Consider the following 24,739-nt stretch of genomic DNA (forward strand, 5'->3'; position numbering starts at 1 on the left):
TATGGACATTATATCATTCTATAGGGTAGAACGTTGGCTATTTGAACGCCATATTCCGGTTTTGCCCAAAATCGTACAACTATTGATTTTTCTCATTTTCAATTCAAAAATAACCGCTGATTCAAAAATAGGAAAAGGGTCATACTGTGTGTGCAAAGGGATTAGCACTGTCTTAATACCGGGAACAGAAATCGGAGAAAATTGCGTATTAGGATTGCGATTTTCTACTGTACGGCAGTTTCCATATAAAGAAGTTCCTTGTCTAAAGAATAATGTTTGGGTGGGACCTAATGTTATTATTGCTGGCCCTGTTGTAATAGAAGATGATGTGGTAATCGCTGGAAATTCATTTGTCAACCGAAGTGTTCCCAAAGGTGCTATTGTAGCAGGATGTCCGGCAAAGATTATTGGCTGGAGAAAGAATCTTGATTATGCGATTGAGACAAACCCAAAGTATAAAGATGGCCGTATGCCATTCTTGACAAAATGAATAACACCAATGAATGATATTGCAGATGCTTTTTATAAGCTAAAAATTTATTGTGAGACTGAACATTTCAAGGGTTGGGATCCGTATGATGGTCTCAACTCTAAAATTTTTCAGGCAATTCCGCTGCTGAAAAAGTCTGTATTGTGCAGATTGATGGTCATACAAGGTTTCAAGCGTTGCCCTTTCAATATGAGACGGATGGCTTTCGTTCCGAAAGAGTATAACGCAAAAGGTATCGGGCTGTTCTTGTCCGGATATTGCAATCTGTATAAAGTTGTGGAAAATCATCCGCAATTATCCGAAAAAATGGGAACGTTGGAGATGATAAAGGCTCGGATTGAAGAATTGGCAGAGTTGCTTATATCCTTACAATCTAAAGGCTACAGCGGTGCTTGCTGGGGGTATAACTTCGATTGGCAGGCACGCCGTCTGTTTCTTTTTCCCAAATTCACGCCCACAGTAGTTGCTACAAATTTCTGTGCCACGGCACTGATGCAGGCATATGAAATAACTAGGAACAAACACTATTTGGAGATTGCATTAAGTGCAGCGGATTTTGTAATAAAAGATTTGCATCGCACGCCGTATAATGGTGGCTTTCTCTTTTCTTATAGTCCGTTAGAGGGTAATGACACTGTGTTCAATGCTTCGCTGCTCGGTTCTCGATTGTTGAGTTATTGTTTTTATTATACACAACAGGAGGAATACAAAAGACTAGCGGAGCTATCCATTAAAGCCTGTTGTTCCGGGCAACGGGAAGACGGGGCTTGGGTATATGGAATGCTCCCCGTACAGAATTGGGTAGACAGCTTTCATACAGGATATAATTTAGATGCGCTGATCGCTTATCAAGAGTTGACAGAGGATCATGCTTTCAATGGTTACATCGAAAAAGGTTTCGACTACTATGTCAATCATTTTTTCGAAGCGGACGGAACTCCTAAATATTATGATAACCGAATGTATCCTATTGACATCCATTGTCCAGGGCAGCTATTGATAACATTGACCCGCCTACATAAGATGAAAAAATATGAGGAACTTGCCAAAAAAGTATTGCAATGGACAATCCGAAATATGCAAGATAAAAAGGGGTATTTCTACTACCAATTAAAACCTGGCATCAGTTCTAAAATCTCGTATATGCGATGGAGTAATGCATTTATGTTTAATGCAATGTCGCATTATTTACTCGCAATATAAAATTTCCAACATAAATGAATAAAGTTTCTTTAAACGGAGTCGAAATATATCCGTTCGATTCCGAACAGTCTTTGTTGTCTTTTGTAAACGATAATAAGGGCATATTAGTAGCCATAAATGCTGAGAAAATTTTACATGCTACAGATCAGACACGAGGAATTATCAATCGGAACATAGGGTATTGCGATGGAGCCGGCGCACAAATGGCTCTCAAACAAAAAGGTTTTGAAAATGCGTGTAAAATTCCCGGTTGTGAGTTGTGGCTCAAAATTGTAGCTCAATTTTATAGAGAAAAGACTTTTTATTTGATAGGTGGTAAACCTCAAATCATAGAAGAAACTGTGTCTAAACTGCGTAAAGAATATGCAGGGATTCACATTATCGGTTATCGGGATGGATATATCAAGGCAAACGAGGAACGGGAAAGACTTATAAAAGACATAACCGAAAAAAGACCTGATGTGGTATTTGTGGCTATGGGGTCTCCTAAACAGGAATTACTGATGGAAGAAATACAGCATAGACACAAAGCCATCTTTCAAGGATTAGGCGGCAGCTTCGATGTATATACTGGCCATGTGGAAAGGGCTCCTAAATGGTGGGTGAACCACAATCTTGAATTTGCCTATCGGTTGCTCAAAGAACCGAAAAGAATAAAACGGCAAATTCACTTGATAAAGTATGCCTGGTGGCTGATAACTAAAAAATTATAGAACAATGAAGAAGGTAATGCTGGTCTTCGGGACTCGTCCGGAGGCCATTAAGATGGCTCCGTTGGTGAAGGAGTTCCAAAAAAAATCAGCAGACTTTGAAACAATCGTCTGCGTGACGGGGCAGCATCGTGAAATGCTCGATCAGGTGTTGCAGATATTCGATATCAAGCCGAATTATGACTTGAACATCATGAAGCAGGGGCAAGATCTGTATGATGTAACCGCCCGTGTGCTGACCGGGATGCGTGATGTGTTGAACAAGGCGAAACCTGATGTGGTATTGGTGCACGGTGACACAACCACTTCTACTGCCGCCGCACTCGCAGCTTTCTATCAGCAGATCCCTGTAGGTCATGTAGAAGCGGGCCTGCGTACCCACAACATATACAGCCCTTGGCCGGAGGAGATGAACAGACAAATAACAGGGCGCATTGCCACCTATCACTTTTCTCCGACCGCTTTAAGCAAGAAAAATCTGTTGACGGAAGGTGTGCAGGAGGACAAGATAACCGTAACAGGGAATACGGTCATCGATGCCCTTCATATCGTTGTTGATAAAATAAAGACTGACGGAGCTCTACAACAAGAACTTGCCGGGGTGCTGGAAAAAGCGGGTTACGATACCTCACGGCTTGCTGATGGCAAGAAACTCGTTTTGATAACCGGACACCGACGTGAAAATTTCGGAGACGGATTCATCAGCATGTGCACAGCCATTAAGGATCTGACGGCAAAATATCCATATGTGGACTTTGTCTATCCGATGCACTTGAACCCCAATGTCCGCAAACCTATCCATGAAGTATTCGGGGAGAATTTGAATAGTTTGGGAAATATGTTCTTTATCGAACCATTGGAATATCTGAGTTTCGTGTTCCTGATGGAAAAAGTGACCCTTGTCCTTACCGACAGCGGTGGTATTCAGGAAGAGGCTCCGGGGTTAGGCAAACCGGTACTGGTGATGCGTGACACCACCGAACGTCCGGAGGCGTTGGATGCAGGAACGGTAAAATTGGTAGGAACCGATTATAACAAAATTGTCTCCGAGGTATCGATTTTATTGGATGATGCATCTGCTTATGAGCAAATGAGTAAAGCCATTAATCCTTACGGTGACGGAAAAGCGTGTATGCGTATAACGCAAACACTTAATGTTCGGTTGTAACTTTTGTATTTTCTTGACACATTCACCAGAAGAAATATGTTAGTACCGAAGGTGAATGTCGTATTGCAGGCGGACAAAGACATCGGCAGCATAACAGAGGCAGACATTTGGCTCAATTGTATGGACGGCAACGGTAACTTCTTGTCTGTGGCTGCGGAAGACCATACCGGCGACGGACATTACATTGCCACCTTGCCGTTAGACTACAGCCCGGTAGAGCCTTTCATCCAAGTTCACTTGAATGAAATGGTCTATGATTACCTGTCCATTCCGAATTTCAAAGCGGGACAGGAATGTCAAATCTCGCTTATACTCGGTACGGACGGGCTTCGCACACCGGGAATAGGAGCTGAAATCGACGACTGGGAAGTTGTGGAAGGAGATGTCACATTCGTAAAATGACAAAATATAATAAATGACGCCTGCTGGTTTTGTTATCATTGGCAGGCGTTTCACTTTTTATCCCTCATTCAGGAATCCCGGCATTTACCGAGTGTTCCGCTTGTTCTGCACGTCTTTTTCCCATTTCGATGTGAAGGATTTACCACAAAGGGCTTGGAGAAGAAGAAACACATAGCAGAACTGAAAATCCGACCTAGCTAAAAAGAAAAACAGATTTCTTATTTATGCCTTCAGACTCCGGACAAATTAACTCTATAGTTTTTTGAGCATTCCTTCGTTCGTATTGGGATTTATGGTTATTTTTGTAATTCAATCAATAATATGACGATAATGGCAAAGACATACCAAAGGACTAAATTACAAGAAGTCACGATCAGAGGATATAAATCCATAGCCTATGACAGACCTGTGACCTTGAAGCTGGGTGATGTCAGCATCTTGTTGGGTGCCAACGGTGCAGGCAAGAGCAATATCATCAGTTTTTTCCGGATGCTGAGCTACATGATGAGCAAGTCATTCGGGAGATATGTGGAAATATCGGGCACGTCTCATGCCTTGCTGCATTACGGCATTAAACGGACACCGGTCATGTCCGGAGAACTGAAGTTTGCCGACAGCAATTCCATGGATGTTTATGGCTTTTCATTGGCCAATGCCACTCCCGACAGGCTGATTATCACGGAAGAGCGGATTACATGGCATCGCAAGGGGGAGAAAAAGCCCTATGAGATAGCACTGGAACCGAATTTCAAGGAGTCCGCTCTCGCAGAGTGTGAGGATCCGGTTGCCAAAACTATTTTCCAGATGCTTTCTTACTGCAAGGTATATCAGTTTCACGATTCATCGACAGAGGGGCCGCTACGTCAGGCTTGTCCCGTCGAGACGGCCAATTACCTCCAGTCGCACGGAAACAATCTGCCTTCTTTCCTGCTGTTCCTGCGGGAGAACTACAAGGATGCCTACAACCGGATTGTTGACTATGTCCGTGACGTAGTTCCCCAGTTCCAGGACTTCTATCTGGAGCCCGTGGGTGGTATCATTTCTCTCCGGTGGATAGATAATTCTGCCACGGACTATCGTTTCAATGCCTACCAGTTCTCCGACGGATCTATCCGTTTCATTGCCCTGGCCGCCTTGCTTCTGCAGCCTGCCCAGACAATGCCCAACGTCATCATTTTGGATGAACCGGAACTTGGCTTGCATCCCTATGCCATCAGCCAGCTGGCAGAAATGATTAAGGATGCGTCCATACACGCACAGGTCATTATTGCCACGCAGAGCAAGGATTTGGTCGATCATTTCGACATCGGCGATATCTCTGTGGTGGAAATGAACAAGGAAACGCAGGCAACCTCTGTCACTCACCTTGACGCCAAAGAATATCATCTTTGGCTTCAGAACTATACGGTGAGCGAACTTTGGGACAAAAACATCATAGGAGGACGTCCCGTATGAAAGCGAAGATTATTCATGTCCTTTGTGAGGGACAGACGGAACAGGGATTTGTGGAGGAAGTGTTGCGTCCCTACCTGCAAGCGCAAGGTGTGGCAGGTGTAAAAAGCATCCTGATTACCACTAACAAGAAAAAGAATGCCCGTGGTGGAATGCTGAGCTATGCTCAGGCGGTGACAGACCTAGAACTGTTGCGGAAAATGAAGATGGACGGCGAATACGAACGTCATGTTTTCACAACGATGTTCGACCTCTACGCATTGCCGGATGATTTTCCCGGTTATGAAGCAGCCAAAGCAATCGGTGAGCCTTACGCCCGTGTCGCAGCATTGGAAACGGCGTTTGCTGAAGCAATCAACGATAGTCGTTTCATTCCCTATATTCAGCTGCATGAATTTGAAGCTCTGCTCTTTTGCGGTATTGACTATCTGGCAAAGCGTTACCCCGGTTGTGAGAAACGCTGCGAACAGCTGAAAAAAGACCTGGAGAAAACCAGCAACCCCGAGCTGATAAACAATAGTCCGGAAACGGCTCCGAGCAAACGTATTATCAAGGCGATAGAAGGAGACAAAAAACAGCATTACAACTACAATAAGCCGGCTACCGGCAAAGATGTTACCAAAAGTGTCGGCATGGATGAACTTCGTGCCCGGTGCAGTCACTTCAATGAATGGATAGAAAAGTTGATAGACTGCTGATTCTGTAATCAGATAATATCAAGGTTCTGACAGACAGGTTCGAGTGTTTATCTCAAAAATGGAAGAGATGGGGATTATACAGAAAGAGGGTGTAGGAAGAAATACTCGCTATATAAAGACTGCGAGTTTCCCATCTTTTAATTGAGAAGACAATTTTTGCTCTGTCCAAAAAACAAGTTTTTGGTCAAAAAACAGCACAAATAACTGATTATCAATTATTCTTTCAATGCCCGAAAATCTGTTTTTTTGTACGAAAGAGTTCTTTCACTTTTCTATCCCTCATTCCGGAATTCCGGCATTTACCAGATATTACTAATTAAAAAATTTAGATAAGTAACGAGATGCTAGATTTGATTAGTTGCTCGTAAGGTATAAGGCATCGACATTCTTCTGTTATTTAGTCAGTTGAAAAAATGTAACAATTATTTCTCTGATACCTAATACTTTTTCTATTTACACCATCCACGGATTCTTATACGGATCATAATCCGTCTGGAAAGTAGCCAGTTGCCAGTCGGTGACAGGTTTCTTCGAGTCATCGACTTTGCGGGGAATCTGCGGATTAAGCCGTAGTTTGGCGGCATCATTGAGCCATTTCATGCTATCCTCGTAATCGCGCATGCGGACAACACTGACATTATTCGGAGCAATGAGTTTCGTGAGTTCGTAGATGGCCAGCCGGACCATGTGCTTCTTGAGATTGTAGTTGCGGGGGTCATGCAACGAGAGGTTCTGCCCGACTTGCGGTGTGTCCGCGTTCACATCCGTTTCCGGGTAAAATACCCGTCCGTCATAAACGACATATTCGTGTTCCGACAACTCATAGGCATTGTATGATGAATCGTAATCGGCTATGGCTCCCCAGCAGTCGGAAACCATCGGGTCAAGATTGTAATCGAAACCTTCAAGCGTCATCAAAGTATAGAATGCTCCTTCATACTCGACGACTGCCCACAGAGGATACTCGACAGGCTGCCATAACGAGGCTTCCGCCTCGATCCAACCGCCGACCAACGGGATACGGACATCATCGAACTTGTACCCGTTTTCATTAAGACAAGTATAAACAATGCCGTTATAATTCACTTTATCTCCCGGATAATAGGTGTTGAACTGGGAATAATTTACAACTTGTCCCGCATCGACACGGATATCAGAACTCTCTTCCCAATAGACAACCGTTGCCGGCTTGCGATAGCCGCTGACGGAGCGTATCACCTCATGGATTTGTCCCTCGAAATAGACATGCACACCCACGGGATAGGTAATCCGACGGTCGTATTCGGCGATATATTTTCCTTTTGCAAGTTCCTTTTCAATCTCGTAGTTCTCCGACAAATATTCCACGATACTCATCTCCGTCGATTCTTCCGCCTGGATGAATCGTGCATCATTGCCCCGCGTGAGTTGTGCCAGGGCTTCCGGAGTAATTATCCCAAGATAGTCGTCATTATTGAGAAACCGTCTGTACATATCCTTGTTCCGTTATTAGTATGAAAATCCTTCCTGAATTACCGATGTGGATACCACATACCCGTTCCCGTCGCCTCCGCTCTTGAACTTGTACCAGCTGTCACGCAGGTAGTAACAGAGCAGGTAGTCAAGGCAGTCGGACAAGTGCCCGTACCGTTCATATTTGACACCGGTTTTCGGGTCGGTGGTCTTCTGTTTGCTCTTGGTACCGTCCTCGTTACGAAGCTGGTAAATCAGATCCTGGGTAAGTTTGCGACATTTGATATCGATTTGTATCTCCCAGCCTTCATAGCCCCCGAATACCTCGTTGACGAACTCGCACCGTGTAGCCTGCGGAGGCTGCTTGCGTAATAGCTTTACCTTCGGTCGCAGGATTCCTCTGCCGAAAGTGTCCGTGATGATGGTATAGTTGTTGATGCCGTCCTCGTTGGTGGTGGAGCGTTGTAACCCGGAAGGGTCACCGGTCACATCCACTCCGCCAATATGCTTGTCCCGGTAAAGTTTTAAGCGTACTTTCCGTGCCAACGCAGGTGTGTTGTTCTCCTTTTCCTCCGGCTTGCCGAGTATCTCTTCCAGTATATAGACCTTCCTGTTTTCATAGTCTATTTGTGCGGAGAGTACCGACATTTGGGGGGCAACATTGAAGTCCCACACCGTGATGAGCGGCTTGATCGGATCGTACGCTTTTTCTTTCAGTCCGGTAACGAGATGCCGGGAGCCGTCGAAACTGTTATAAATCGCCATATCGTTGGCTTCCACGAAATCCCAGTTGCCATAGAGCAGGCGTTCTTTTGTCGCCTGGTCCCGGATCTTGTTCAGGGCCGCCTCGTACACCTGACGGAAAGCGATATTCGGGTTGTCAAACACGGAGAAAGGTATATACGCTTCACCCTCGCGGCAGATGACCTTGTCTCCGTTTTCGTCCTGCACGAAGCGGGAACGCACCCAGTTAATTGTCGGATTGGTGGTGAGCAGCATTCTCGGGGTCTTGAATGTCTCATGGGTTCTCCAGCGGAGACGGGAGAACAGCACTTCGACGGCCCGTTCCGAGATTTCCGACACCTCGTCCACCATGGCGATGGTATATTCCGAAGAGCCGAAACGCTCGAAGTTGGGGTCGCTGGGGATATCCGCCATCTCCTTCATGATGATGACCGAGTCATTCCAGAATGTGAGCGTGCCTTCGAGGTTGTTTATCTTGTAGTTTGTATCCTCTTTCAGTCCCCAGTCCTTCAGAATCGACTTGATGGTGTTCCATGTCGATTCCTTTAACGACTTGAGTGTCTTACGGGCCACCACCGCACGGATATTCTCGAACCGAATACATGAAGACACCAGCCAAACGCTGCCGATATACGATTTTCCGCCGCCGGCCGCTCCGCCTCCCAGTATCAGCTGCGGCAGGTTCTGCGACTTGCAATGCCTGCATTGAGGCCTGTACTGAGGGTTGCCTTGCTGGTCATAACCGATAAGGATTTGCTCGATCTCCCCGCCACAATGGGGACAATAGTTCGGTTGCAACAGTTTCCAGAGTTCATACTGCCGTGGGGACGGTTTGAACTCGATGCGCAGGTTTCTGGGTGGTTTGAGCCTGTTGACCGCCATTCGATTTATATAATCTGAATGGTTATGTCCCTTTCGGACTCGAGCATGGCATACAGTTTTTGGAATGTAGTACGGGATTCCAAAACTTTTCCCTTGACCGTATTCTTTCCCACGATGATACAGCCGGCGGAATCTCCCTCGGTGTTGCCTGAATGGATTAGGATGCCAAGGAAATGCGGTACATCGTGCAGATATGGCATTTTTTTCTTGTACTTGGGGCTGTACTGAAGGGTAACTTTATAAGTCCCGGCAGGAATGGCGGTCTTGGAATAGACCTTCTCCCTGCATGTGCAGGAACGGCCGCGAGGAGTATCCGGACAGGTTGCCGGAAGTTTCCTCACGGCATCTTCGATGGTGTTACAGAAAAATTTGCCGTTGATGGACAGGTCGCCTATGGTATAGGTCTGACCTTTGAATTTGCGGTTGAGTGTCAGCTTCATACTTCGATACTATTTGTATCGAAAGAGTAGAGACGGACGCCGGCTAATGTTTATTATATGTGTTTGTAAAAGGAGGATATTTCAGGAAATGATGTATCTTTGTGACCGGATTGACAGTATTTAATCAAGAGTTAATATGACAAAAGCGGATATCGTCAGGGAAATAGCAACGCAGACCGGTCTGGAGAAGCAGGTCGTGTTACAAGTTGTCGAAGGATTCATGGATAGCGTAAAGTCTTCCATGATAAACGGCGAGGAGGTTTATCTTCGCGGCTTCGGTTCTTTTATCATCAAACACCGTGCGGAAAAGACAGCACGCAACATAAGCAGGAATACCACGATAATAGTGCCTGCCCACAATATCCCGGCATTCAAACCGTCAAAAGCCTTTGCAGGAAGGATGAAATCAGACAAATAAGGTGATTATATGCAACAGGAGCGTTATTCAGATGCTCCTGTTACTTTATACAGGGCAACGAGGTTGGCATTGTCCGATTGGAACAGGAAACGGCCGTTGCTTAAAAGGCATTCGTGGATGGTGTTGTCATTAGGATCCGACTCCAATAAAGCCCCCGCCTTGTTTTCATCGATAAGAAGCATATCTATGCCTTGTACGGTAGCGGCAGTTGCATCGGCCGGAATTTTCAAAAGTTCATCCATCAGATTCATGTCGTTCATAATATCTCCGTATTTGGCTTGAGTCCCGTCAAGCATTCAATGTACCAAGACCAAAAAGCGTGGGGCATAACCCGTAGCACCGAGGTTCTGGTAAACCTATCCGCAAACAAGTTAAGCCCACGCAAAAGCATAGGCGAAAACTGTTTGTCCTGCGGATAAGTGAAATTTACCAGATTTCGGTGCATGACAAAAGCTAACGCTTTCCGTATTTTATTATGTTGTTCTGCCAATATGGTTTTTATGCCGCATCTGCAGAAGAACCGGCATTATGTGATAACGACCGGACGTGTAAAGGCTATTTCTTGGATTCTTCCAAGGAAACCTTACGAAACTCTTTCATCAGTTTTTCCAATTCCAACGAAGTCTTGCGGGCACGGGTACCTGCGGCCTTGTTGCCTTTTTCAATCTGAAGTGCCGCATCCGTGGAGAATGTAGCATATACTTCCTGTATCTTTGAAACCAACTCTTTCATATAAATATTATTTAAGTTATTGACTACAAAGGTAGTGAAAATAATCAAGAATAAGAGCGATTCTGTCAATATAATAAATATCACATTGGTAATCAATGACTTTTAACAGCCATTATACCGTATGATTTATCCATCAGAGAAATTGTCAAGGTGTTTACAACTTTATGGATATGTCTGGTCAGAACATTTCTTCCATCTGCCGCTTGATTTCTTCCCGCTTTGTATTCTTGTAGTAATGCTTATAGATGGTCAATGGGCTGTTACCAGCCATCTCTGCAACCACATACGGATTGTTACCGGCATCTACCATCTTCGATATGAAAGAGCCACGGGCGGAATACCATGTGATGTTTTCTTTAATGCGCAGCATCTTGCATGCTTTCGTCAAGGTTTGTGAAAGGCGTGTGGAAATTTGCTTGACACGTGTAGTCTTCTTGGAAGTGGTCGTGTGTTTATGAGTAAAAACAGGAAATACATAATTTCCATAACTTTGCCCACGGTATTTATTCATGATGGCTTTTGCTTTACTGAGTAATTCCGGTTTGGCTGTTTTGGGAAACTTGATACGTTCATAGACGATGCGGTCTTCCTGGACCAAATCCCATGTCAGGTTACATACATCGACATTCGCCATACCTCCGGTATAGTAGCTGAACAGGAACAAATCAAGATGCAACTGCTCTTTTTTCGTAAACAAGGTACGGTCAACATTTGCGATTTTAGCTATGACTGTTTCCGGAACTGCTCTTGAAGTGGTTTCCGGCCAATTAATATCATCACCGAGACAGAGGAAGTTATCCATATTCACCCCGTACATCTCTTTCTTTTCTGCCTGCCTGCATACGGCACGGAGCAACCTTAGTTTGTGTGTAAGTCCGGCCTTGTTGCCATTTCTGATACCTCTTTCTTTAAGCCAAAACGCAAAGTCAAGAAGAAACTCTTCTGTAATATCCGTAAAGAAATAAGAGGAAAAGGCTTTTTCATATTTTTCCTTTGTAAACGCCTGCAGTTCACGCTTGAGATAGACATACCGTTTAGCATTGGTCGTGCTGTCGACAATCTGACCGTTCTTGATGCGTTTCTTGTTTTTGAATGTCTCTTCAAGATAATCGATCATCTGCTGGACACTCTTTACTTTGACCTCGGGTTTGGCCGCCTTGATTTCATCGAAGCAATGTGATAGCTGGACGGGCGACCAGTTCCTGCCTTCCATCTCCCAGGTATCGGCGACATGCAGATATTTGGTTCGCAAATCGAAAAGCAGTTTGTTCTTGGTAGTGGCCTCCGCACTCCCTACACGGAAACTCTGAGACTTGACATCCCAGTCTTTTAATAGCCCTGTGATGTTTATAACCTTCGGCACACGGGCGTAACCGGTCTTGAAGAAAATTATCTCCAGCTTGACCATCTTGGTGTCTTTCGGGTTCTGCTTACCCCTGATGTTAATCGTGTACATAGACTGATAACGAGTTAGTTAATGACTTATTATTAATTCGCATTAGTAGGAATCAATTGGTATTAATTAACCTACATAGAAACCTACATGAAAAGAGTAGTTTCCTTAGCGAAATAATGTTTATACGGATAAATCCGTACTTGTGTCATTTACTAACTCGTTATCAATCAACTATTTTCCCTAATCACAAAAGTTGTGTCCGAAAAAAGGGTGTGCCTACACGTAACTCTCTGAATTTTTGGTGATCCGCCTGGGGCTCGAACCAAACGTTATTTCTTCCTCAATATCAGTACTTTCAGAAATTTAGGCTTTGTGTCCGTCACGCTTTAGTCCTTAAAAACTGTCTGCTGTTGTCCAGTGTCTGTCTGCCAACATCTTGGGTTCAAATGTACGCATTATTTTGGGATTATGCAAACCGTTGAAAATAAACATTCTAAGGTTAGTGCAAGGTGCAAGCTATATATAGATATATACTTACACCTTGCACTAAATGTAACTGTTGTTCGTACCGCCCCCGCAAGGTAGCTACCTTGCGGGGGAGACGGGGTAAATGTAGGGAGGATTTGCGGAAATGCGATCAGGCGGGGCATATTTATCGAAAACGGTGGATTGTCGGGAGGTAAGGGCGGGGATGTTGAAGGAAATGGTTATTTTTGCAACCGGATAAATCGGCTATGCTATGGATATTTGGAGCAAGAAGAAGCGTTCTGCCGTCATGGCGAAGATACGGAGCAAAGACACGAAACCGGAGTGGATTGTGCGTCGTTACCTCTTTTCGCGCGGCTACCATTACCGCAAGAATGTAAAAGGGCTGCCGGGCACGCCGGACATCGTGTTGTGCAAGTATGGCATCGTGATTTTCATACACGGTTGTTTTTGGCACGGGCACGAGGTGGATGGTCATATTCCCCATTCCAACAGTGAGTTTTGGCGCAAGAAGATTGAACGCAACAGGCAACGTGATGAACGGAACAAGGGGGAATTGAAGAAGTTGGGCTGGCGGGTGATGACGGTCTGGGAGTGCCAATTGAAGCCGGTGGTGAGGCAGCAGACGTTGTTGGAGATTGAATATCATATTAATCATACGTACTTGGAGCGTTTTAAATCGGAAAAGGTAAAACCTTATGAGATAGAGGAGAAGGAAGCCACCGGCATGGTGGCTGAGGAAAGAGTAGAATATAGAAAATAGATATTGGTAGATACTGGATTTTTGTAGAGTTGTTATTTCTGTTTTTCACTTTTGTGTGATGAAAGGGGGGATTCTGCAAGATTTAGAGTAACTTCGCAAAATGAAATTAGAATAAGTATCCTATGAGTGATAAAAGTAACAACCAAGGTAGAGCCTATGAATTTGTTTGCCTATTGAGCCTTGGCGAAGAGATTGGCAAATTTCGTCCTGTAAATATTGTCCAAAACAGTAGTTATTTGGCAGCAGAATATGCTTGGAATACCTTGTCTCCTGAAATGAAAAATATATACAAGGTGAGTTCTTATGCTGCTGTCATTCAAATTTTTGAATTGGAACCCCGTATAATGGAAAAAGGAGGTGACGTGTTGGAATTGCGAATACAATCAGATACTAAGGGGAAAGAAGGAGATGTACGAGACATTTTGATTGTCCGTCATAATATTCAATGGGAAATCGGATTGAGCCTTAAACATAATCATTTTGCAGTAAAACATAGCCGCCTTAGCCAAAAGCTGGATTTTGGGGCAAAATGGTATGGAATCCCTTGTTCTCAAAAATACTGGGAAGATGTAAGACCTGTATTTACTTATCTTGTTCAAGAAAAAAACAAAAATACATTGTTTGACAATTTGCCTGATAAAGAAAATGATGTTTATATACCATTATTGCAAGCTTTTATTGCTGAAATAAATCTCCAAAATCAGATACATCCAGATATACCAAGTAGATTAGTTGAATACCTTTTAGGAAAACATGATTTTTATAAGGTTATTAGTATTGACAAACAGCGGACAACGCAAATCCAATCTTACAATTTGCATGGTACTCTTAATCGAAATGGCACATATCGAAAAGCATCTATGGAGATACCTATTGCATCATTGCCTACCCGCATTGTTAGTTTGGATTTTGTCCCTAATAAAGCGAATACGGTTGAGCTTTATATGGATGGAGGTTGGCAATTCTCTTTTCGCATACACAATGCAGAGAAGAAAGTTGTCCCAAGTTTAAAATTTGACATTCAAATAGTAGGCATGCCTACTACTATAATAACTATAAATTGTCTTTGGAAATAAAATAGAAATATAATGGAATTAATTAGTCTTTTCTCCGGTGCAGGAGGTTTAGATTTAGGTTTTCATAAAGCGGGTTTCAGAACTGTTACGGCAAATGAGTTTGACGCTAAGATTTGTCCGACTTTCCGTGCAAACTTTCCGGAAGTGAATCTAATCGAAGGGGATATCCGGGATATTCCTTCTTGTGAATTCCCTGATAATATTACTGGTATAATAGGAGGTCCTCCTTGCCAATCATGGAGTGAAGCAGGTTCGTTAAAGGGAATAGAAGATGCCCGTGGTCAGTTGTTTTATGAGTATATCCGTATTTTACGAGATAAACAACCTTTGTTTTTTGTTGCAGAGAACGTATCTGGAATGCTTGCCAAACGCCATTCGGATGCCGTTAGTGGTTTTATGAAATTGTTTGATGAAGCGGGCTATGATGTGAATTTGAAAATGCTTAATGCCAATGATTACGATGTACCGGAAGACCGTGACCGGGTATTTTACATCGGATTCCGTAAAGATTTGGATATACATGATTTTGAATATCCTACCCCTTTAAAGCATAAACCTACTTTGCGTGAAAGCATTTGGGATTTGCAAGATTCTGCGATTCCGGCACTTGAAAAGAACAAAACTAATGGGAATGCTTGTAAAGTCCCTAATAACGAATATTTTATAGGGGCATATTCACCTATATTCATGTCACGCAACAGAGTACGTTCATGGGATGAACCGGGTTTTACAGTTCAAGCTAGTGGTCGCCAATGCCAGCTACATCCACAGGCACCTAAGATGATAAAAGTTGAAAAGAATCTGCAAAAGTTTGTAGAAGGGAGTGAGCATCTTTATCGCAGGATGACTGTACGTGAAGTTGCACGGGTACAAAGTTTCCCGGATGAGTTCAAATTTGTATACGAAGACGTAAACTATGCCTATAAAATGATAGGCAATGCAGTTCCCGTTAATTTGGCTTACCATGTGGCTATGCAAATAAGGAAAACATTGGTGGAAAAAGGAATTGTCATTGCTTAAAGGAATGAAAGTCGCATCTTTCTTTGCAGGATGTGGCGGATTAGACCTTGGCTTTGAGCAAGCAGGCTATGAAGTTGTTTGGGCGAATGAATTTGATGAAGCAATACATAAAACTTATCAATTCAATCACCCAAATACTTATTTGTGTAAGTCAGACATTCGAAAATTAAAAGGAGAAGATATACCCGATTGCGATGGGTTTATCGGAGGACCTCCTTGCCAATCGTGGAGCGAGGGAGGAAGACAATTAGGATTGGATGATGAACGGGGGCGATTATTTTTTGATTATGTCCGATTGATAAAAGAAAAGCATCCAAAGTTCTTTCTCATCGAAAATGTACAAGGGATTATAAACGACAAACATTTTAGTACATTCCTATCATTCCTTTCTACTCTTGAAGGAGCTGGATATGTAGTAAACTATTCTTTATTGAATGCAGCAGACTATTATATTCCCCAAGACCGTTATCGTGTGTTTGTTGTCGGTTTCTTAAAAGAGTTGAACTGTACGTTCAATTTTCCAAAGCCATTCGGAAAACCTTATGTCACATTAAGAAAGGCAATTGGAGATATAATGGAGAATCCTCACCCATATACAAATGAAGGTGTGGACCAAGAATATAGGAAGTGGCTTAACCATGACATTTTTGCAGGTCCATGGGATGCAAAATTCATGGCACGTAATCGTGTTCGCTCCTGGGATGAAACTTCATTTACAATACAAGCGCAGGCAAAGAACTGCCCCCTTCACCCACAAGCTCCCAAAATGAAATATATATCACAAACCCAACGTGTTTTTCAGCAAGGAGCAGAACATTTATATCGCAGGCTAAGTGTTCGGGAATGTGCAAGAATCCAAACTTTCCCGGATAAATTCCGCTTTTTCTATGAAGATATAAAAGACGGCTATAAAATGGTTGGCAATGCTGTACCACCTCGTTTGGCTAAATTCTTAGCTTTGTCAATAAAGAAAGCATTGGTCTCTGTTGAAGAAAGAAAAGCAGAAACCATTAATGTGTTAGTTGCTTATTACAAGGATAATAATCAACTTCGACAAACTTTGAAAAACAAACTTTATTATGTGCGTGCCGGATTGCGCCGTGGAGCGTTACAAATCCCCATAGGCATGTCCTATCCCATTTATTTACTATTACATAATCATAATAACAAGTTTTTGTTTCGTATCATTCCTGACTACCCAAAACTAATATCTGCATCCGACTTGATTAAATTAGGTTTTATGCCCTCAGGTAAGGAATATTTTGCTTTTCGGTTGGAAAGTGCCCAAAGCATAAACATTGTAGGTGTAGATTTGTCAAAAGTGCAGATTAAAGGAAAAAACCACAATAAAGCTATACCATATATTACTCCTATTCAAGATTTTATTTATAGAATAAATGCCTAATTGCATAAAATCTCGTATTCTTAATACTTTCCCTTCTTTGTTTCTGTTCTGAAGCAAATAGAGTTATTGTAATTTTCTTTAAAAGAATCACTTAGAAATCCATTGTAGACAATAGTCCGTTGTGTGATTGTCTACACCCTCATAATTTTGCACCGCTATGGATATAAATGAAGTTTTTGGAAAGAAAGTGTTGGAGAGAAGACTATCTCTCAAAATATCACAGGAGACATTAGCCAATATGGCTGATATTGATAGAACCTATTTACCTGATATTGAAAAAGGTAAAAGGAACGTGTCTCTAAGAGTTGCGGACAAAATCGCAAAAGCATTGAATGTTTCACTTAAAGACTTATTATAATTATGCCTGATTTTATCAATACAGAACATTGTGTAGAAAAACTATTCCCTGTAGGAACGACCTTTTCTTTTGAGGGGAAAAAATATCAAGTTGCACTTTGTGGGAAACCTCGTCCTGCGCGTGGTGAATGTAAAACAGATGTTTATATTAAAGGGATAGCTTCTGATGGAGAAGCCAGGGAAATAAAAATATCTGTTAAACAAAAAAATGCAGATTTTTTAGAAAATAAGATGTCTTTTGACAGGGCTTGTGAAATATTTGGGAAAGACGCTTCAGGCATCATTAAGCAATGTTTACTTTCTATACAGGATTCTTTTGTTGCCGATAATTTGGTCTATTTTGAGAAAAAAGGTAAAACAGGAGCACATACAATGAAATTAGGCTGGAAGTTTGAACTACTGAATAAATTAAGCGGTGAAAAATCTGGTGCTTTAAAACTTACTGAAGAACAAAAATACGATATTTTTGCAGGAATTAACCTGTCAGAAAATAAGAAAAATAGTTCTGTAAATGGTCAAATTATTAAGAATTCAGGAGTGGCGAATTATATTTTGAATATTGATGATGAGAATCTAACTCAAGATACATGTTTGAAAATGTTACAACCAATAGAAGAATATGCAAAATTCCAAACTATCTATTTTGCTTGTAAAGCTTTAAACTACAGATTTGATAGAAATAAATGGGATGGACCAAGACCTTTGTCTGTATATGTAGATTGGTTTGTTGATAATGGAAAATTGGACGCACACTTGGCTTTCGACAATCCTTTGGAACATAATGGAAATGAAGTTGGCGAGAAATTAAGAAATATTTTGAACGAATTGAAAATTAAAAAATTTGATGATTTGAGGGGTGTATTATCTCCTAATGTAAAATGTTATTTTGGTAAGTAGCCATTCTTATAGAGTGCTGCCGTTCACCGTGCCGGACAGGTCGAAAAAGACAATATCCGGCACGTGTCCGGCTGTGGCTACATACTCGTCAGCCGTGACTATCGCCTTTTCGGGCGAACTGCACGGCACCGGGTAGGCTTTCTTCCCCAGCCGGGTAAACTGTTCATACGCCATGCGCTTGTAATCTTCATCTGCCCCGACCTGCTCGGCATCCCGATTGCGCATCCCGGCAATGGAGTGTTGGGGGTAGTCGCAATCCACCACCGCCACATCGTAGCCTTTGAGGTAGTAGAGGTAACTCGCCGCCAGCACGGTAAAGGTGGTTTTGCCGACCCCGCCCTTTTGGGTGGAAAAGGCGACATGCAGGGGTGTTTTCTCGTTTTCCATATTGCTTTCTTTCATTATTGGTTGATAGATTTGTTCAATCCAGCCATATTGAAATCTTGCTTTCAATCAATCAAGCTATCAATATTTCAATAAAACAAGATTGCAGAATTACAAAAATAAACTCATCGGTCGGGGAACGCCCAGCGGCAAGGGGCGGGACCACCCGTCCCGACGAGCGAAAAAATCTTTAGTTAGGGAATGTCTTTCTTTCATTGGCAACACGACTTCGGAGTGAATTTGCCCAAGGTGTTTTGCGGCACGGAAAACAGATTTGTGTGCCACAAATCACACCTTGCTGTTATCTGACGATAACATGATTTCATCGGCTGGCAATCCTGTGTGCAGCGTCCAGCTTTTGAGCCAACATTTCCATGTCGTTACTTACCTTCAAATTGGTAATCCTCGCATAAATTTGAGTAGTCCGGATATTGGTATGACCTAAAATCTTAGATACCGTTTCAATGGGAACACCATTGGCAAGCAGTACCGAAGTCGCACAAGAATGCCTTGCGACATGATAGGTTAAGGTCTTTTCAATTCCGCAAATGGCTGCGATTTCTTTTAAGTAATCATTCATTTTCTGATTGCTGATAACTGGTAAAATCTTACCGTTTGGCAATTTGTCTTTGTACTTTTCCAATATGGCTTTTGGTATATCCAGCAATCGGACGGTAGATGTAACATTTGTTTTGTGTCTTTTCCGTATAATCCACAAATTACCGTCAAATCCGGTGCGAATGTCCTCCTGCTTTAACTCGCATACGTCAATGTAGGAAAGTGCCGTGTAACAACTGAAAATGAACAAATCACGTACCTGCTCCAACCGTTTAGAGCTAAACTCGTGGTTGTAAATGGTGGTAATTTCTTCCATAGTCAGGTAATCCCTATCGGTACGTTCAAACCTTACCCGATAACTCCCGAAAGGGTCGGCAGTCACTAAACCCGTATTCTTGGCAAAGTTTACTACCGTGCGAAAACGTTGTACGAACTTCATAGCCGTATTATGGCTGCACCCATAGTTATTCTTGATATACAACAGGAAATCTTCAATGAATACCACATTTATATCTTTAATGAGCATATCGGAAACGGAGTATTTAAACTTCATAAACTCCATAAGCCGTTTCTTTGTCAGTTCATAACGTGAATAGGTCTTGTCTGCGGTATTCATTTTGACCTTTTGCAAATACTGTTCGTTGTGCTGTTTGAAGAACTCTATCAAAGTCCGTTCCCTTGCTATCTTGCCTAAAAAAGCGTTCTTTACCAGTTCTGCGGTTACATATCCGTCTTGCGCCATTAACGCATGGTAATGTTGATGAACTGTGCTACGAATACTTTCCAGCATGGAATTGATGTGTACGGCTTCTGCGGTTCTGCCGGAAGCCTTGCCTAATTCCACGCTCCAGTGAGCCGGATTTATTTCCAGTTTGGTGTTAAACTGGGCTACAACTTGGTCGATAGTGATACGTGCGATAATCGGTGCATTACCGTTCTTCTTTACTGCATTTCGTTTGACGAAATAGAGTAGCTTAAAAGTACTTCTCATAATCTCTTTTTTTTAGTTACAAACTTAAATTGATAAACTGAAAATGAGATATTTGCAGTACGGACAAATCAAGACAACAAACCGCCAATTTGGGACATTCCGTGACCTAAAATCTTAGAGGGTGGACAGGTCACGAATTGGTCACGAAAGTGTGTCTTTTTGTGACCTTTTCGTGTCTTAGGTCACAGACATTATATAAAGAAAAACTCCTACAATACCTTGATATTGTAGGAGTTGTACATTTACTGTCCATTTCTGTCCAGCGTTTCTGTGATCCGCCTGGGATTCTCCTAAGAGAGTTACCACGCTGATATTTAAAACTTTATATTTCTTGCTTCAAGCATATCCCATGAATTATCCCACTAAATTTCTACGTGCTTTTGCGGTAGTTTGCTCATGGAGAATACTGGGGGCAAAGTTATTTGTTTTTATTGTATTAGCAAATAAAAATATAAAATCTATTCTTCATCTCTAAAGAAAAGCTTATAGAAATTTAATTTGCGATGTTCATCGAAACCTTTCTCTAAATATCTAATATCACCATCTATTGTTATTTTGAAGTTTTTATCTAATTTGATTATGTTTTTAATGCTTCTTGATTGTTTCTTAGTCGCATTTTCTGAAATTGTAAAATCATCCGCAATTACAACTTCTCTTTCTTCTTCAAATGTTTTCTTGTAGCTTTGAAATTCATCTCTAAGACTTTGTTCCTGAATTATTTGGTTAGAGAACTCGTCTATATCAAAGAAATCGTTTTTTGAGAAAAACGATACAGCTTTATTAAGTATATCTGCTTTTTGTACATTATCTATATTTTTGTTTTTAGACACAAAATTTTTGCATAATGAAATAATATTGTTAGTATAATAATATTCATCATTTCTCTGCTTTACATGCAAAAATTCATCTTTCCAATAACGAGCTTCTGAACCTTTACTGGAATTATCAACGATACCAACTAAAAAACCTTTCTCTCTCTCTAAATTAAAGATCAAACATCCCTTGTCCAATTTATTAATATTAATACCAAAATCACTATTAATTTCAAAATCATCCCCTGTAGAAAAAACTCTTAGATAGGTTTCTTTGGTTTCAGATTTAAAAATTCCAACTCCATCTGTTAATTGACCATCTATTACACAGTCTTTAAAATATGCAATATAAAGCTCTCCTCCATTAATTTTAGGATGCATAGACTTATTATATAGGTGCTTTGCTATATTTTTAGATTGTTGTAGAATAGAATCTTTGTTGTCAAATATATTGCTTGCATATACGAAAATCTCATTTAAATTGAGATCAGAATCATGAAATAGGTTATAATACTCATTGCTCTTGAAATTAGCAAAAAAATAATTAACAAGCAACTTACTGATATTCTCATTTACACACAATGGTGATTTTGAAAAGATTACGCCTTCCTCTTCTACTTTATTACCTACTTTATGTAAGCATATCTTGTCTAAAATAACATTATCTATATGTATCATACTATTTTTTTGTAATTACAAAATAAAAATCCAAAATCAATCTCAAAGTCATTAATATACAATGAATCAATAAAAATACATTAAATGAGAATAATATTTTCCCGACTAAGAAAGTAGTTGAGAAAAATATTGGATAAATCATGCCAATCAACAGTAAAAAGCCTTCTACTACAACTATATAAGTGAAATTAATAGTAATAGCTCTATATAATGAAACAGGTTCAGAACCTAACTTTACTTTTTCTATATAACTATTTCGAGCTTTTTCTATATTTGCTCCTTCGGAAGTTAGGAATATAGCAAATACAGAAATTGTAAAACCTAATAGAATGCCAATGACTGAAAGAATATCACTCTGAATAGCATCAACAACGCTATAGAAGCGGCATGAATCCGAATACAAAAAAACAATAATACTTACAATCAGTGGAATAATAACATTCACTAAGAAAATCCTTTTTTCACGTGTCCTTAGAAAATCTATAAAAAGTAATATATACTCCATAATTTACAAAGGCAGAATTAAAGATTTAAGAAAACGATATATTTCCATAGTTTGCACTTGACCTGTTGATTCATTTATAGACACCTTAATAGGTTCTATTTTTTCCATAAAAGTTGTATCAATAAATGTATCTTTGTCATTTTCGTTTTTTCCATAAATTCTTATTTTGGAAACCTCTTGTGCATTATTCTTCTTTTGTCTATTCAAGCGATTAAAAATATCAATACCTACTTCTTTTGCACTTTTATTTCTTTCCGCTTTTAAAGTCAATTTAACTTGGTCTTGTATAGCTGACGTTCTTTCTGAAAACTGAAGAGCGCGACTTCCTAATAATGATTTATTGAAGAAGACATCAATAGATGTTGCTCGTTTTAACTTTTCAAGCTCTGATATAAAATTATCACGAGCTATTTTTGTATATTCTACCGTAAAATTCTTCGTTTTTTTCTTTTTCTTCAAATATTCCCGTGTAAATTGATTTAAATAGCTTATGATATTATTGACTGATACACCATTTCCATTAACTTCTACCAATAAGAAAACCTCATCATTTGTTATTTTTATTGCAAAATGTGTTTTTTCTTTTTCTCCTTCTGTTTGTTTTTTAGGACTCTCTCGTTCTTCGTCTGTTTCCGTATCCCAATAGGGGGGACGATATTTATATGCAGCACTTTTAAATAGCCCTGTTATCAAGATAGAAGAATCTTTAGAATCTTGCTTCATACTAAATGACTCCAAAGAACAAGCTTTGTTACTTTTCAACTTTAAAGATCTTCTTTTGCGCCCATCAATGTAATTAAATACTTCTTTTATTTCATAAAAAGGAATTAATCCTTCTAATCCGTCAGCATTATTAGCCCACATATCTTTTACTAAAGTGTAAAAAGCAATTTTTCGTTCTTTGTCCATTGTGTATCAGTTTTAAGTATGCACAAAAATAACAAAAAAACTATTACGTTATGCGATGATCCAAAGAATTTTGTATAAAGTGAGGTTGAAAATATTAAAATTTGCAGAGGTATGCAAAAATGTAGCTTTTGCAGGATACAAAAGCAGTTTATAATTTGCGATATTTCTTCTTTCTCTTTTGGGATATAGGTATTTGTTCTTCTGGAACATTTGAATTAATTAATAAGTTAGCCCCAAATGGAACTAAGGAGACGAGAGAATCAGGAGAAAAATAGTTTTCTTGAGAGGATGTAAATTAAACTGTGTCAGCAAGGAATAAAGTATTAACTTTGCTAACACAGTTTTTTTTATGAAAGAAGAATTTGATTTCGAGAGTATCAAGAACAAGGCCATTGAACAGCTGAAAGCCGGCAAGCCTTTGTTGGGTAAGGACGGCGCCTTTGCCCCACTATTGGAAAGTATATTGAATGCAGCCCTGGAAGGAGAGATGGATGCACATTTGACAGAAGAAGAACGCCAGATGGGTAACCGTCGTAACGGAAAGATGCAAAAGCAGGTTCAGACTCCCTTGGGCGAAGTAACCGTTTCCACTCCCCGTGACCGTAATTCGAGTTTTGATCCCCAGTTTATCAAGAAGCGTGAGACTATTCTGGCAGAAGGTGTTGCTGACCGTATAATTGGCTTGTATGCAATGGGAAACAGCACAAGGGAAATCAGTGACTGGATGGAAGAAAATCTTGGGAATCGTGTTTCGGCCGACACAATCAGTTCCATCACAGACCGTGTACTTCCGGAGATAAAAGCATGGAAATCACGGATGCTTGATTCTGTTTATCCTATAGTCTGGATGGATGCCATTCATTACAAAGTAACGGATGAACGTGGCTGCGCGGTAACCCGTGCAATCTATAATGTACTGAGCATTGACAGGGAGGGACACAAGGAGTTACTTGGAATGTATATATCAAGGAATGAGGGAGCAAACTTCTGGCTCAGCGTGTTGACAGACCTTCAGAACCGTGGAGTTGAGGATATTCTCATTGCCTGTATAGACGGTCTGAAGGGGTTTCCTGAAGCCATTCAAAGCGTTTATCCTAATACAGCCGTACAGCTTTGTGTAGTACATCAGATACGTAACTCCATCAAGTATGTAGGATCCAAGAATCAGAAGGAGTTCTTAAGGGATTTGAAATGTGTCTATCAGGCAGTCAATAAGGAATCCGCAGAAAATGAGCTCCTCAAGCTGGATGAAAAATGGGGTGAACAGTATCCTGTCGTTATCAGATCCTGGCAGGACAACTGGGATAAGCTGTCCGAATACTTCCAGTATACTCCGGTCATCCGTAAGCTTATCTATACCACAAATACCGTTGAGGGGTATCACCGTCAGATCCGCAAGGTAACAAAAAACAAGGGCGTGTTCCCATCGGATACAGCCCTTGAGAAACTTGTTTATCTTGCATACCGCAATATACGTAAGAAATGGACCATGCCACTGGCCAATTGGGCTACCATCTCGCAACAACTGGCTATAAAGTTTGGAAACCGGTTTAAATTATTGTAATTTTACGCTCGTCGGGACGGGTGGTCCCGCCCCTTGGCGCGGGCCGTTCCCCGACCGATGAGTTTTCTAGAGATAAATAATGCGTGACACAGTTTATTTTAGATTTTTATCGATTTGACTTAACCAATTGAAGAATAAACTTTTAGC

At 41.1% G+C, this 24,739-nt stretch carries 25 protein-coding genes and 1 pseudogene; 15 read left to right on the plus strand and 11 right to left on the minus strand.

Annotated features, from left to right (window positions below):
* Nucleotide 1 precedes the first annotated feature (1 nt).
* The 7 genes from DW947_RS12000 to DW947_RS12030 all read left to right on the plus strand — a co-directional run bounded on the left by DW947_RS12000 (nt 2) and on the right by DW947_RS12030 (nt 6,123).
* On the plus strand, nt 2-490 hold the full coding sequence (locus tag DW947_RS12000; protein ID WP_004293522.1) for a serine O-acetyltransferase: 489 nt from the start codon (nt 2-4) through the stop codon (nt 488-490).
* A 9-nt stretch (nt 491-499) separates the two neighbouring features.
* Nucleotides 500-1,693, plus strand: a complete 1,194-nt coding sequence (locus DW947_RS12005; protein WP_004293521.1) for a glycoside hydrolase family 88 protein — start codon at nt 500-502, stop codon at nt 1,691-1,693.
* A 14-nt stretch (nt 1,694-1,707) separates the two neighbouring features.
* The gene (locus tag DW947_RS12010; RefSeq protein WP_004293520.1) at nt 1,708-2,406 is read left to right on the plus strand and encodes a WecB/TagA/CpsF family glycosyltransferase; all 699 of its coding nucleotides are present in this window, start codon (nt 1,708-1,710) and stop codon (nt 2,404-2,406) included.
* Nucleotides 2,407-2,410: 4 nt separating this feature from the next.
* Nucleotides 2,411-3,571 carry a non-hydrolyzing UDP-N-acetylglucosamine 2-epimerase gene (wecB, locus tag DW947_RS12015; protein ID WP_004293519.1) on the plus strand — a complete coding sequence of 387 codons (1,161 nt, stop codon included), beginning with the start codon at nt 2,411-2,413 and terminating at the stop codon, nt 3,569-3,571.
* 36 nt (nt 3,572-3,607) lie between these two features.
* Nucleotides 3,608-3,973 (plus strand): hypothetical protein, encoded by a 366-nt coding sequence (locus DW947_RS12020; protein WP_004293518.1) that lies wholly within the window; start codon nt 3,608-3,610, stop codon nt 3,971-3,973.
* A 330-nt stretch (nt 3,974-4,303) separates the two neighbouring features.
* On the plus strand, nt 4,304-5,428 hold the full coding sequence (locus tag DW947_RS12025; protein WP_004293517.1) for an AAA family ATPase: 1,125 nt from the start codon (nt 4,304-4,306) through the stop codon (nt 5,426-5,428).
* Nucleotides 5,425-6,123 (plus strand): DUF4276 family protein, encoded by a 699-nt coding sequence (locus DW947_RS12030; RefSeq protein ID WP_004293516.1) that lies wholly within the window; start codon nt 5,425-5,427, stop codon nt 6,121-6,123. The genes DW947_RS12025 and DW947_RS12030 overlap by 4 nt, the downstream gene beginning before the upstream one ends.
* A gap of 453 nt (nt 6,124-6,576) precedes the next feature.
* Here the strand turns inward: DW947_RS12030 and DW947_RS12040 are convergent, their stop codons facing one another.
* From DW947_RS12040 to DW947_RS12050, 3 genes are read right to left on the minus strand one after another with little or no spacing between them, the layout of a single operon-like run.
* On the minus strand, nt 6,577-7,596 hold the full coding sequence (locus DW947_RS12040) for a hypothetical protein (protein ID WP_004293514.1): 1,020 nt from the start codon (nt 7,594-7,596) through the stop codon (nt 6,577-6,579).
* Nucleotides 7,597-7,611: 15 nt separating this feature from the next.
* Nucleotides 7,612-9,201 (minus strand): phage terminase large subunit, encoded by a 1,590-nt coding sequence (locus DW947_RS12045; RefSeq protein ID WP_008860757.1) that lies wholly within the window; start codon nt 9,199-9,201, stop codon nt 7,612-7,614.
* Nucleotides 9,202-9,206: 5 nt separating this feature from the next.
* Nucleotides 9,207-9,641, minus strand: coding sequence for a DUF5675 family protein (locus DW947_RS12050; protein ID WP_008860756.1), 435 nt, complete (start codon nt 9,639-9,641; stop codon nt 9,207-9,209).
* Nucleotides 9,642-9,777: 136 nt separating this feature from the next.
* On the opposite strand from DW947_RS12050, the gene DW947_RS12055 reads away from it, so the two are divergent.
* On the plus strand, nt 9,778-10,059 hold the full coding sequence (locus tag DW947_RS12055; protein ID WP_008142902.1) for an HU family DNA-binding protein: 282 nt from the start codon (nt 9,778-9,780) through the stop codon (nt 10,057-10,059).
* Nucleotides 10,060-10,082: 23 nt separating this feature from the next.
* On the opposite strand, the gene DW947_RS12060 is transcribed toward DW947_RS12055, so the two are convergent.
* The 3 genes from DW947_RS12060 to DW947_RS12075 form a co-directional block, all read right to left on the minus strand.
* On the minus strand, nt 10,083-10,319 hold the full coding sequence (locus tag DW947_RS12060) for a hypothetical protein (RefSeq protein ID WP_119958535.1): 237 nt from the start codon (nt 10,317-10,319) through the stop codon (nt 10,083-10,085).
* A 295-nt stretch (nt 10,320-10,614) separates the two neighbouring features.
* Complete coding sequence (locus tag DW947_RS12070) at nt 10,615-10,791, minus strand: histone H1 (protein ID WP_004293509.1); 177 nt, start codon at nt 10,789-10,791, stop codon at nt 10,615-10,617.
* A gap of 178 nt (nt 10,792-10,969) precedes the next feature.
* Nucleotides 10,970-12,247: a phage integrase SAM-like domain-containing protein gene (locus tag DW947_RS12075; protein WP_004293508.1), complete on the minus strand. Its 1,278-nt coding sequence runs from the start codon at nt 12,245-12,247 to the stop codon at nt 10,970-10,972.
* Between the two features lie 679 nt (nt 12,248-12,926).
* On the opposite strand from DW947_RS12075, the gene DW947_RS12080 reads away from it, so the two are divergent.
* From DW947_RS12080 to DW947_RS12105, 6 genes are all read left to right on the plus strand, one after another.
* Nucleotides 12,927-13,436, plus strand: coding sequence for a very short patch repair endonuclease (locus DW947_RS12080; protein ID WP_009037229.1), 510 nt, complete (start codon nt 12,927-12,929; stop codon nt 13,434-13,436).
* A 122-nt stretch (nt 13,437-13,558) separates the two neighbouring features.
* The gene (locus DW947_RS12085) at nt 13,559-14,512 is read left to right on the plus strand and encodes a HaeIII family restriction endonuclease (RefSeq protein WP_009037228.1); all 954 of its coding nucleotides are present in this window, start codon (nt 13,559-13,561) and stop codon (nt 14,510-14,512) included.
* Nucleotides 14,513-14,524: 12 nt separating this feature from the next.
* Nucleotides 14,525-15,532, plus strand: coding sequence for a DNA cytosine methyltransferase (locus DW947_RS12090; protein ID WP_008653042.1), 1,008 nt, complete (start codon nt 14,525-14,527; stop codon nt 15,530-15,532).
* A gap of 4 nt (nt 15,533-15,536) precedes the next feature.
* A complete protein-coding gene (locus DW947_RS12095; protein ID WP_008653041.1) occupies nt 15,537-16,937 on the plus strand; it encodes a DNA cytosine methyltransferase in 1,401 nt (466 codons plus the stop codon).
* A 157-nt stretch (nt 16,938-17,094) separates the two neighbouring features.
* Nucleotides 17,095-17,295, plus strand: a complete 201-nt coding sequence (locus DW947_RS12100) for a helix-turn-helix domain-containing protein (protein WP_008653040.1) — start codon at nt 17,095-17,097, stop codon at nt 17,293-17,295.
* Between the two features lie 2 nt (nt 17,296-17,297).
* Nucleotides 17,298-18,191, plus strand: coding sequence for a hypothetical protein (locus tag DW947_RS12105; protein ID WP_008653039.1), 894 nt, complete (start codon nt 17,298-17,300; stop codon nt 18,189-18,191).
* Nucleotides 18,192-18,212: 21 nt separating this feature from the next.
* Here the strand turns inward: DW947_RS12105 and DW947_RS12110 are convergent.
* The 5 genes and pseudogenes from DW947_RS12110 to DW947_RS12130 all read right to left on the minus strand — a co-directional run.
* Nucleotides 18,213-18,593: pseudogene (locus DW947_RS12110) on the minus strand (AAA family ATPase); the annotation flags it as partial.
* A gap of 304 nt (nt 18,594-18,897) precedes the next feature.
* Nucleotides 18,898-20,124, minus strand: a complete 1,227-nt coding sequence (locus DW947_RS12115) for a site-specific integrase (RefSeq protein WP_009037226.1) — start codon at nt 20,122-20,124, stop codon at nt 18,898-18,900.
* Nucleotides 20,125-20,582: 458 nt separating this feature from the next.
* Entirely contained in the window at nt 20,583-21,614 is a 1,032-nt protein-coding gene (locus tag DW947_RS12120; RefSeq protein WP_009037225.1) for a nucleoid-associated protein, read from the minus strand.
* 1 nt (nt 21,615) lies between these two features.
* Nucleotides 21,616-22,119 (minus strand): hypothetical protein, encoded by a 504-nt coding sequence (locus DW947_RS12125; protein WP_009037224.1) that lies wholly within the window; start codon nt 22,117-22,119, stop codon nt 21,616-21,618.
* A gap of 3 nt (nt 22,120-22,122) precedes the next feature.
* Nucleotides 22,123-23,028, minus strand: a complete 906-nt coding sequence (locus tag DW947_RS12130; protein WP_009037223.1) for a hypothetical protein — start codon at nt 23,026-23,028, stop codon at nt 22,123-22,125.
* Between the two features lie 349 nt (nt 23,029-23,377).
* On the opposite strand from DW947_RS12130, the gene DW947_RS12135 reads away from it, so the two are divergent.
* Entirely contained in the window at nt 23,378-24,592 is a 1,215-nt protein-coding gene (locus DW947_RS12135) for an IS256 family transposase (protein ID WP_005837038.1), read from the plus strand.
* The last annotated feature ends 147 nt before the right edge of the window (nt 24,593-24,739 follow it).

This window comes from Bacteroides sp. AM44-19 (assembly GCF_003603395.1).
Lineage (GTDB): Bacteria > Bacteroidota > Bacteroidia > Bacteroidales > Bacteroidaceae > Bacteroides > Bacteroides uniformis.

What these genes read in the sequence shown, in the direction of transcription:
- DW947_RS12020 (WP_004293518.1), top strand. Translation starts at nt 3,608, where the DNA reads ATGTTAGTACCGAAGGTGAATGTCGTATTGCAGGCGGACAAAGACATC.
- DW947_RS12050 (WP_008860756.1), bottom strand. Translation starts at nt 9,641, where the DNA reads ATGAAGCTGACACTCAACCGCAAATTCAAAGGTCAGACCTATACCATA.
- DW947_RS12030 (WP_004293516.1), top strand. Translation starts at nt 5,425, where the DNA reads ATGAAAGCGAAGATTATTCATGTCCTTTGTGAGGGACAGACGGAACAG.
- DW947_RS12125 (WP_009037224.1), bottom strand. Translation starts at nt 22,119, where the DNA reads ATGGAGTATATATTACTTTTTATAGATTTTCTAAGGACACGTGAAAAA.
- DW947_RS12120 (WP_009037225.1), bottom strand. Translation starts at nt 21,614, where the DNA reads ATGATACATATAGATAATGTTATTTTAGACAAGATATGCTTACATAAA.
- DW947_RS12025 (WP_004293517.1), top strand. Translation starts at nt 4,304, where the DNA reads ATGGCAAAGACATACCAAAGGACTAAATTACAAGAAGTCACGATCAGA.
- DW947_RS12045 (WP_008860757.1), bottom strand. Translation starts at nt 9,201, where the DNA reads ATGGCGGTCAACAGGCTCAAACCACCCAGAAACCTGCGCATCGAGTTC.
- DW947_RS12040 (WP_004293514.1), bottom strand. Translation starts at nt 7,596, where the DNA reads ATGTACAGACGGTTTCTCAATAATGACGACTATCTTGGGATAATTACT.
- DW947_RS12095 (WP_008653041.1), top strand. Translation starts at nt 15,537, where the DNA reads ATGAAAGTCGCATCTTTCTTTGCAGGATGTGGCGGATTAGACCTTGGC.
- wecB (WP_004293519.1), top strand. Translation starts at nt 2,411, where the DNA reads ATGAAGAAGGTAATGCTGGTCTTCGGGACTCGTCCGGAGGCCATTAAG.
- DW947_RS12085 (WP_009037228.1), top strand. Translation starts at nt 13,559, where the DNA reads ATGAGTGATAAAAGTAACAACCAAGGTAGAGCCTATGAATTTGTTTGC.
- DW947_RS12080 (WP_009037229.1), top strand. Translation starts at nt 12,927, where the DNA reads ATGGATATTTGGAGCAAGAAGAAGCGTTCTGCCGTCATGGCGAAGATA.
- DW947_RS12100 (WP_008653040.1), top strand. Translation starts at nt 17,095, where the DNA reads ATGGATATAAATGAAGTTTTTGGAAAGAAAGTGTTGGAGAGAAGACTA.
- DW947_RS12060 (WP_119958535.1), bottom strand. Translation starts at nt 10,319, where the DNA reads ATGAACGACATGAATCTGATGGATGAACTTTTGAAAATTCCGGCCGAT.
- DW947_RS12105 (WP_008653039.1), top strand. Translation starts at nt 17,298, where the DNA reads ATGCCTGATTTTATCAATACAGAACATTGTGTAGAAAAACTATTCCCT.
- DW947_RS12005 (WP_004293521.1), top strand. Translation starts at nt 500, where the DNA reads ATGAATGATATTGCAGATGCTTTTTATAAGCTAAAAATTTATTGTGAG.
- DW947_RS12115 (WP_009037226.1), bottom strand. Translation starts at nt 20,124, where the DNA reads ATGAGAAGTACTTTTAAGCTACTCTATTTCGTCAAACGAAATGCAGTA.
- DW947_RS12070 (WP_004293509.1), bottom strand. Translation starts at nt 10,791, where the DNA reads ATGAAAGAGTTGGTTTCAAAGATACAGGAAGTATATGCTACATTCTCC.
- DW947_RS12010 (WP_004293520.1), top strand. Translation starts at nt 1,708, where the DNA reads ATGAATAAAGTTTCTTTAAACGGAGTCGAAATATATCCGTTCGATTCC.
- DW947_RS12130 (WP_009037223.1), bottom strand. Translation starts at nt 23,028, where the DNA reads ATGGACAAAGAACGAAAAATTGCTTTTTACACTTTAGTAAAAGATATG.
- DW947_RS12090 (WP_008653042.1), top strand. Translation starts at nt 14,525, where the DNA reads ATGGAATTAATTAGTCTTTTCTCCGGTGCAGGAGGTTTAGATTTAGGT.
- DW947_RS12075 (WP_004293508.1), bottom strand. Translation starts at nt 12,247, where the DNA reads ATGTACACGATTAACATCAGGGGTAAGCAGAACCCGAAAGACACCAAG.
- DW947_RS12055 (WP_008142902.1), top strand. Translation starts at nt 9,778, where the DNA reads ATGACAAAAGCGGATATCGTCAGGGAAATAGCAACGCAGACCGGTCTG.
- DW947_RS12135 (WP_005837038.1), top strand. Translation starts at nt 23,378, where the DNA reads ATGAAAGAAGAATTTGATTTCGAGAGTATCAAGAACAAGGCCATTGAA.
- DW947_RS12000 (WP_004293522.1), top strand. Translation starts at nt 2, where the DNA reads ATGGACATTATATCATTCTATAGGGTAGAACGTTGGCTATTTGAACGC.